This is a genomic window from uncultured Ruminococcus sp. (assembly GCF_937915125.1).
Taxonomy (GTDB): Bacteria; Bacillota; Clostridia; order Oscillospirales; family Ruminococcaceae; genus Ruminococcus_C.
The window spans coordinates 1-2,446 of sequence record NZ_CALDMP010000047.1; the positions used below are offsets into that span (position 1 = coordinate 1).

At 48.4% G+C, this 2,446-nt stretch carries 2 protein-coding genes; one reads left to right on the forward strand and one right to left on the reverse strand.

All coding sequences use genetic code 11. From position 1 onward, the window contains the following. Positions 1–209: 209 nt before the first annotated feature. Positions 210–1,190: a YafY family protein gene (locus Q0418_RS04965; protein ID WP_298482811.1), complete on the forward strand. Its 981-nt coding sequence runs from the start codon at positions 210–212 to the stop codon at positions 1,188–1,190. Between the two features lie 59 nt (positions 1,191–1,249). Here Q0418_RS04965 and Q0418_RS04970 read toward each other — a convergent pair whose 3' ends face one another. After that, on the reverse strand, positions 1,250–2,281 hold the full coding sequence (locus tag Q0418_RS04970) for a hypothetical protein (protein WP_298482813.1): 1,032 nt from the start codon (positions 2,279–2,281) through the stop codon (positions 1,250–1,252). Positions 2,282–2,446: the final 165 nt, after the last annotated feature.

Consider the following 2,446-nt stretch of genomic DNA (forward strand, 5'->3'; position numbering starts at 1 on the left):
AAGATGCAAGCATATGACGTGCAAAGCCGTCAGGCGCTCTTTGTGCGGTGTTGCCCTAGTGTCATCCATGACACCCAGGCAAATAAGGATATAAAACAAAATATACAGTGCACATAAAATACCTGTATTCAGGCATTGCAAAAAAAACGGTGATATGGTATAATCAAAGGCAACACCGCACAAAAAAGCTCATTACAATGGAGGCAGTTATGGAACGAGAGCGAATCATACATATACTGGAATATCTCAGTTGCTATACAGACGATGAAAAAAGTGCCACCATCAAGGAAATCCAGACCTATCTGGCGGCACGGACAAATGTGGGCAGCATTTCCGCTCTGAGCATCCGGCGTGATATTGACAGCCTGATCCTCGCCGGGCACCATATTGAGGTTGAGCGGGGAGCGCATAATACTTATTATTACCGGATGCCCAGGCGCAGCTTTACATTTAATGAGATTCGTTTCCTTGTAGATTCGGTCTCCATCAATAAGTTCCTGTCAGCAGAGCAGAAACAGCGCTTGTTCCAGAAATTCGAAGGCTTGTGCTCCCAGGCGGAAGTGCGGAAACTCATCGGGCGTATTACCATCAGCGAGGTGACGCCGCCGTCTCTGGACTTGCTGGAAAATCTGGAACGGATCTATCAGATTCTGGGTGAACACCAGAAGATCAATTTTGCCTATGGAAAATACAACACCAAGAAGCAAATGGTCTATTATGACAAAAAGCGAGAACTGATCCCTTGCCGTGTGGTCTATTTCAGCGAACGGTTCTACCTAAAATGTGTCAGTGAAGAGACTGGTCAGGTGCGTACCTATCGGGTAGACCGCATGAAAAATATCACTGCCGGCGAAAAAGCAGGAGCCTGTCCGGAACTGCCAAAACGGGAAGGGGCAGTGGTGGATATCTTTGAGCCAGAACGCTATGAAAATGTCAGGCTGCGTGTGAGCCGGGAACTGCTGGATGATATGCTGGAACAGTTGGGGTATTACGCCAGCATCCGTGATGATCTGTCTCACCCGGATTATGTCATCGTCCGGGCGAAGATTGGCATTAGCTTCGGCTTTTACCGTTGGCTCATGAAGTACGGCAGTGCAGTGGAGATTTTGTCTCCGGAATCCGTGCGCCGGAATTTTGCGGAAAAAATACGGCAGGTCTGCCATATGTATGATGATATACCGGAGGAATAGACAAGAAACGGACAGCCGAGGCTGTCCGTCTGATATTGCTATATTACCGAATTTTCCGCTTATTTTCCGCCTCGTTCCTTTGCCAGCAGGTCATAGCGATCCATCATTTCCTTGATCTCAGGATCGTTTGTCAGACCGTACTGCATGTGCAGGTAGAACCGGATTGCCGGGAGATCCTTGTTCTCCACAGCTTCCTTTGCTAGGGCTGTGATAACGCCCACCACATCCTGATTGGCGCCGGGTTTCATGCCATAGTGCTCGAATGCTGCATTGACCTCTTCACGTGTAGGCGGAACAATTTTCTTTTGTGTAATGGTATGGATATGGTGCAGTTCTGCCGCAACGAAGGGGTGATCCGCATAGATCAGGCTCTCATAATAGAAGCAGACAGCCCTGTCATAATCCTTCACTTCCACGCAGTAGAAGCCCAGATTGCAGTAGCACCGGGAAATCTGAACCGGTGTGACGGCAACTTCCAGGGTCTCCTTGATGACAGAGAGCAGCTGATCCGGGTCATGCATCACTTTATAGCACTCTGCCAGTTCGAAATAGGCGTCTGTATTCATGGGATTATAGCGGATGGCATCGTTGATAACACGTGCCGCTTCTTCCGGGCGGTTTAATTCCAGGAGATTGTAGCCGTGGAGCAGCACCATCTGAGACAGGTCAAACACCGGGCGAACCAGCTTTTTGGATGGGCGGTAGAAATAGAGGTAGAGCTGGTGTTCCAGCGTGTTGCGCATACTTAGATAGACTTCGCTTTCCGTCTCACGGTAATTCATGCGGATCTTGGTATAGAGTGCTTCGGTCAGGCGGAAGGATTCCTCGATTTTCTTTTCCTGAATGAGTTTTTGCGCTTCGGCAAAGACAACATCCAGACGCTTGCCGTCGATGTACATCATTTTGTTCAGAATGGCACGCTTGTCCTCGGGCATAATTTCATATGCCAGGTCGGCAATGGCGCTTTCGATTTCCTTACCATTTTTTGTCGGGCGGTACTTGTCTGCCTGGGATTCCAGATAGACAATATCCACGCTGTATTCTCCGGTCAGTCCGTCCCGGATCTTTTCGATGATTTCATTTGTGGTCATAGTTTAACTCCTTTGTTTCCATACGGCAGTGCCGCAAATGTTCTTGTTTCTATTATACAAGATTTCTGCGAAAAAAGCAACCCTAATTTGTCCGGATTTACGAAGATCACTTCTAAGGCAACACCGCACAAAGAGCGCCTGACGGCTTTGCACGTCATATGCTTG